6 protein-coding genes are annotated in these 5,594 nt (G+C 41.8%); all 6 read left to right on the forward strand.

Going from position 1 to position 5,594, the window contains the following annotated elements:
* Positions 1 to 392: 392 nt before the first annotated feature.
* Complete coding sequence (locus VMW01_07060; GenBank protein HUW06002.1) at positions 393 to 1,085, forward strand: hypothetical protein; 693 nt, start codon at positions 393 to 395, stop codon at positions 1,083 to 1,085.
* Between the two features lie 276 nt (positions 1,086 to 1,361).
* Complete coding sequence (locus tag VMW01_07065; protein ID HUW06003.1) at positions 1,362 to 2,015, forward strand: hypothetical protein; 654 nt, start codon at positions 1,362 to 1,364, stop codon at positions 2,013 to 2,015.
* 1,159 nt (positions 2,016 to 3,174) lie between these two features.
* Complete coding sequence (locus VMW01_07070; protein ID HUW06004.1) at positions 3,175 to 3,393, forward strand: hypothetical protein; 219 nt, start codon at positions 3,175 to 3,177, stop codon at positions 3,391 to 3,393.
* 3 nt (positions 3,394 to 3,396) lie between these two features.
* Complete coding sequence (locus VMW01_07075; protein HUW06005.1) at positions 3,397 to 3,795, forward strand: dihydrofolate reductase family protein; 399 nt, start codon at positions 3,397 to 3,399, stop codon at positions 3,793 to 3,795.
* A gap of 82 nt (positions 3,796 to 3,877) precedes the next feature.
* Entirely contained in the window at positions 3,878 to 4,327 is a 450-nt protein-coding gene (locus VMW01_07080) for an SRPBCC family protein (protein ID HUW06006.1), read from the forward strand.
* A 460-nt stretch (positions 4,328 to 4,787) separates the two neighbouring features.
* Positions 4,788 to 5,594: IS1595 family transposase (locus VMW01_07085; protein HUW06007.1), on the forward strand; the 807-nt coding region annotated here is incomplete at its 3' end.

The following is a 5,594-nucleotide window of genomic DNA, read 5'->3' on the forward strand; positions in this document are numbered from 1 at the left end:
GGGTCTACTCTGGGTATCATGGCTCTTACATCGAGATGTGGTAATTTCTTGTAAGATACTGATATTCAGAGTATTTACCAAATATTTACGTGTTTATTTTACTGGTAATCAGGCATTTGTTTTTTTTGTCATGTACTAAGCCAAAGAAGACAGAATTATCACAATTCCTGATGATTTTTTTGCAGAAGTTATACTTGGAATAAATATGCTAGAAGATCATAAAATCGTTATTAAACAAATATGTAAAGAAAAGAATGTACCTGTTTTTCAGGCAGCGAAAGTTGATTTCAAATTTAAAATGAACAAGATAAAAATACAATAATTAGGTACAATCAAGGACCCCCCCCAACCTCTATAACCATGGAACCGCTAACCCACAAAAAATAGCACTTATGAGAATCATCCACCTATTGATATTCTTGCCATTGCTTACCTCCTGCCAACAAAGCAGGGTTAGCAGCACTAATAATTCAAGCTCAATCGAAAGGTTTGAGAATGTTTTAGGAAAGCAAGAAACGGATTATCTCAATGAGATAGTTCAAGATTTTGAAGGTTTTCTAAACTCAAGCTATTCCGGCAACGATTTGGCTTCTAAATACAAAGCATACTTAACGGATATCTCAAATAATACGCTTAAGCATCATTGGAAAATAGATTCACTAAAAATGCTGAGGTATGAGAAGAGCAACTTATTTGCCAAGTACGATACTGTTTATGCCGATACCGTATGGTTTGAGGATGGTATGGTAAACTTCAAATTCAAAAACGATAACCTTGTCCAATCCATAATACCAATAGAACAGAAAAATCGGGCATTAAATATTGATTCCTTGATTCAGGATACCAAGTCAAAACCATACATAAAGCTAATCAGCGAAAGCCAGTTTTATGTTGCACTTGATTCTATTGCGCATGGTGATTCATTGATTCTCGACATTATCGACTCAAAGTCGAATCCCAATCAGGTGGAAGAATCCCTATTTGCAAGAGGGCTTTTAAAGCACAACCCAGACTTCTCCAACTATTTCATAAAACGGATAATTGCCCTAGAAACAGCAGAAAACCTAAGGTATAAACTCCATTAATCGTGCTAATACCAAATGTTGGGTGAACTTTCCGTTACCAAGCCTAGCGACCGCCTCCACCTGTTAGGGGAAGGTTGGAGGGGGTCAGTGGTTAGCATGTTAGGGGATTAGGTAGTTAGGTAGATAGGCTTCGGCTTACAAAATACTTCGAGTTTTAATTAGTGTGTGCCAGGAAAAGATTAACTTCGGGTGTGAAACTGCGGATGCCGTTCGATAAGGGTGGGTATATGCGGGTTTGCAGAATAAATAAGAAAGTTGGATGCAAAAAAGAACGCTATGAGAAGACATTTTTCAGTTATTTTTATTCTTTTGTTTTATTCCACTCAGTATGCAATTGGACAAGAGATAAATACTGATTGCTATACAGCAAATGAAATAGCACTTAAAAAAGTGAGTTTTAGTAGATTTTCAGATATTCGACTTAAGAACATACTAAAACCATTTTTTATGCTTTCTGATACGGACTATAGTCAATTATATTTTATTGATTACAAACCAAAACTGATTAATGATTCTGTTGCCTATTTTAAAATCGATGATGGGTTAGCAAAAGGATATGAAGTTAGATTAGAAAGCAAGAAGTTTGACCCTAATAATCATAAATTTACAAAATCAACAGATGGCGAGATATGTTTGATTGATAACAAAGTATTTTGGGGTACAGATGGAGATATGCCAACTGATAAAGTAAGCAAACTTGACGTTAAGTTAAATAAACAAGCCATTTTTGTTCCATTAAGTGAGTTTAATGATTTGTATAATCCATCATTTCTTTATGGGCCCGATGTTGTTCATGTAGAAGCTAAAATGGATAAAAAAGGTGAATATTTTATAATTGTTCTATTCGGTAGTGATGGTGCAGGCTCTTATAGTTCTGTATGGATTTTCGAAAATGGAAAATATTTCGGAAGAGCGGTAGAAAGCTTATGATAAATAATTTACTGTGCACAAATGAATAGTTTTCCCCGCCACCTAAGCTGACGATAAAAACTCCCCCACTCCATTGTGCGATGTGCCCTATTGTTTCGGTTGCTGTTACCAAGGGTTGGCCTCTTCGAGGTCAACGGTTGTGAAAACTACCGTATAACTCCGGTCTAACTCCAGTATAATTTCTTTTTTCAACCATTTGCTATTACGGTGCATGGTTGTTACTTTGAGTTGAACAACGATTGTGCATGCACCGCTCGCGCTAGGGGCCGCTTGCCAACCATGGGCTTCAGCCCATGGCTATTCAGATTAAACCTCTCCGAGGTTTTATTAAGAGACGCAAATCCTTGCATCTCTACATTCGGTTGCATTCTCTGAATTCTCTGAATTCTCTAACTTCTTTAACTCCTTTGACTTCTTGTTAATTTCCTTTTGCCATTGCGGTGCAAGTCAGCTGCAACGCGTTGAACAGCGATTGTGCGTGCACCGCTTACGCTAGGGGTGTTCCCTTTCCGGGGGTTGACACCCCCGGCTACAAACATGCCATCCCTTCGGGATTGGGTTTTGGGCGAAAAATCCTTCGCCCAACATCGGGTTGAATTCATTTATCGGCACAAAGGAGACGCAAATCCTTGCGTCTCTACATTCGGTTGAATTCTCTTAATTCTCTAACTTCTTTAACTCCTTTGACTTCTTGTTAATTTTCTTTTGCCATTGCGGTGCATGGCAGCTGCAGCGCGTTGAACAACGATTGTGCATGCACCGCTTGCGCTAGGGGTGTTCCCTTTCCTGGGGTTGACACCTCCGGCTACAAACATGCAACCTCTCCGAGGTTGGGTTTGGGGCGAAAAATATTTCGTCTTTATATCGAATCGAATTAATTTATCGGCATAATGGAGGCGCAAATTCTTGCGTCTGTATATTCGGTTGCACTCTCTGAATTCTCTAACTTCTTTAACTCCTTTGACTTCTTGTTAATTTCCTTTTGTCATTGCGGTGCAAGAATGTTTCGGAATTTTATACAGAAATGCCGAACAATACATACCGCGTTGGGTTCATATATAGAGCTTTATCGAGTGCATTAATAAGCTAGTGGTAATTGTAGGGCTACGGCCTAACAATCGAACGAACCAACTACTTTAACTTTGATAAACAATATATTATGAGCAAGATTATATTTGACTGTGGAATATCGCTTGATGGCTTTTTCGCCGGCGACAACAGAAGTCCAAGCAATCCAATGGGTGGCGTTTCAGGAAAAATACACCAGTGGATGTTTAAGCAAAAAGCATTTTGGAAGCATATCAAAATGGAAGGTGGTGAAGAATACGGTGCCGACAGTAAATTAATTGATGATGTGTTTGCACGAACAGGTTCTTAAATTATGGGAAAACGAATGTTTGAAGAAGGCGAAGTCGCTTGGGCAGAAGATTTATACGAAGCGGATGTTTATGTGCTGACGCACGAAAAACGGGAGCCTTGGGTTCAAAAGGGGACTACAACTTTTTATTTCATCAACGACGGAATACAAAGTGCATTGGAAAAAGCAAAACAATCAGCCAAAGGAAAGGACATAAGAATACAAGGTGGCGCGAACACTATTCAGCAATATCTCAACGCTGGACTTGTGGACGAATTTTTCCTCCATATTGCCCCTGTTTTTTTTGGAAGTGGTATCCGACTGTTTGACGGAATTGACAAAGACAGATATGATATTCAAATTGTGGAAGTAATACCATCAAACTTGACAACACACTTGAGATACAAATTGGTGAAGAAGTAGGCACACCTACCGCTAACCAGCGGTAGCATATTTGGAACATCGGGGCCATGAATTAACAGCTAACCTCACAAAAAAGTAGCATATGTCAAACAACAGCATAACACTACACCGAGTGCTAAAAGCAACTCCCGAAAAGGTTTTCCGCGCTTTCTCCGACCCCAGCGCTTATGCCAATTGGATTCCACCATACGGCTTTTTGTGTAGCGTTCACCATATGGACTTTAAGGTAGGTGGCAGCTACAAAATGTCGTTTATAAACTTCTCAACAGGGAATGAGCAATCGTTCGGCGGAAAGTTTTTGGAAATCAAACCCAACGAGCTTATTAAGCACACAGACAAATTTGATGATCCCAACCTACCAGGAGAGATGACAACAACTTTTTGGTTTAACCAGGTGTCTTGTGGAACCGAACTCAAAATTTTACAGGAAGGCATCCCTCCGGTAATACCCACAGAGATGTGCTATTTAGGATGGCAAGAATCGTTAGACAAACTGAAAAAGCTGGTTGAACCTGTAATTCCTGATGCTTGATTAAGTTGAACAGGTAGCATCACTAAATGGTAAAGTGCATCGAACAAGCTTTTGTGCGGACTTTAAAATGCTCGCATTCGTATGAGCAGAGCGGTGATGCCAATAGCACAAAGGCTTAAAGCAATTTAAAAAAGGCAGAAACGCAATTATTCGTGTCACTACCAACGGTTGAATTCCTCATCACCATTTCTACGACCCCATCCTTCCCTTCCCCTGCGAGGCGAAGGAACGTGCTAATATCAGTACGGTGGTGAACATTCCTTTACCCTGTCTAGCGAGCGCCTCCACCTGTTAGGGGGAGGTTGGAGGGGGTCAGGCATTTGTGCAGCAAACAACCATTTGCTATTGCGGTGCAGGATACAATTTGAAAATTAATCGATTTGAAGATTTAAAAATTTGAATTAGGCATTCAGCCAATACGGATAAATGTAGTATTTTAGGGGTATAAATGATTTAGAGTATGGAGAAGAAGTTCGACAGCCTTACTATTTTTGAGTTTCAGCAGCGATTCCCCGATGAGGATGCCTGCTTGGCCTACCTGGCAAGAAAGAAATGGGGGGATGGCTACGTATGCCCTCGCTGCGGCAACACAAAGTTTTGCAAGGGAGAAAAGGAGCACAACCGCCAGTGCACCAGATGCCGCTACATCAGCTCCCCGACCAGCGGTACCCTGTTCCATAAGGTTAAGTTTCCCCTGCTGAAGGCCTTCTACGTTGTTTACTACGCTAGCACCAACAAGAAGGGCATATCCTCCACGGAGCTTAGCCGAAAGCTGGGGCTACGCCAGAAGACCTGCTGGCTGTTTAAGCAAAAGGTGATGGTTGCCATGAGGAGCAGCGGGCGGTCGTTGCTGCAGGGCAAGGTCGAGGTGGACGAAACGGTTGTTGGGGGGCAGGAGGAGGGTGTGGTTGGGCGCAAGAACGGAAAGAAGCAGCTGGTTGTATTTGCCATTGAGCGTAAGGGTAAGGGGGTAAGCCGGCTGTATGGCAAGGTGGTAAAGAATGCGAGCGCACGGGAGCTGGGCGGGTTTATGAAGCAAACCATCGATAAGGCCGCAGAGGTCAAAACGGATGCGTGGATGGGCTATGCTCCGCTAAAAGCACACTTCGGGGGCCTAAAGCAAGTCCCCTCTGGCAGGAAAGGGGAGAGCTTCCCCGACCTGCATAGGGTTATCATGGGGTTCAAGGGCTGGCTAAGGGGGATGCACCACCATGCAGAACTTTTACAATCCTATATCGATGAGTATACCTACCGATTTAACCGTAGC

This window comes from Williamwhitmania sp., assembly GCA_035529935.1.
Classification (GTDB): Bacteria; Bacteroidota; Bacteroidia; order Bacteroidales; family Williamwhitmaniaceae; genus Williamwhitmania.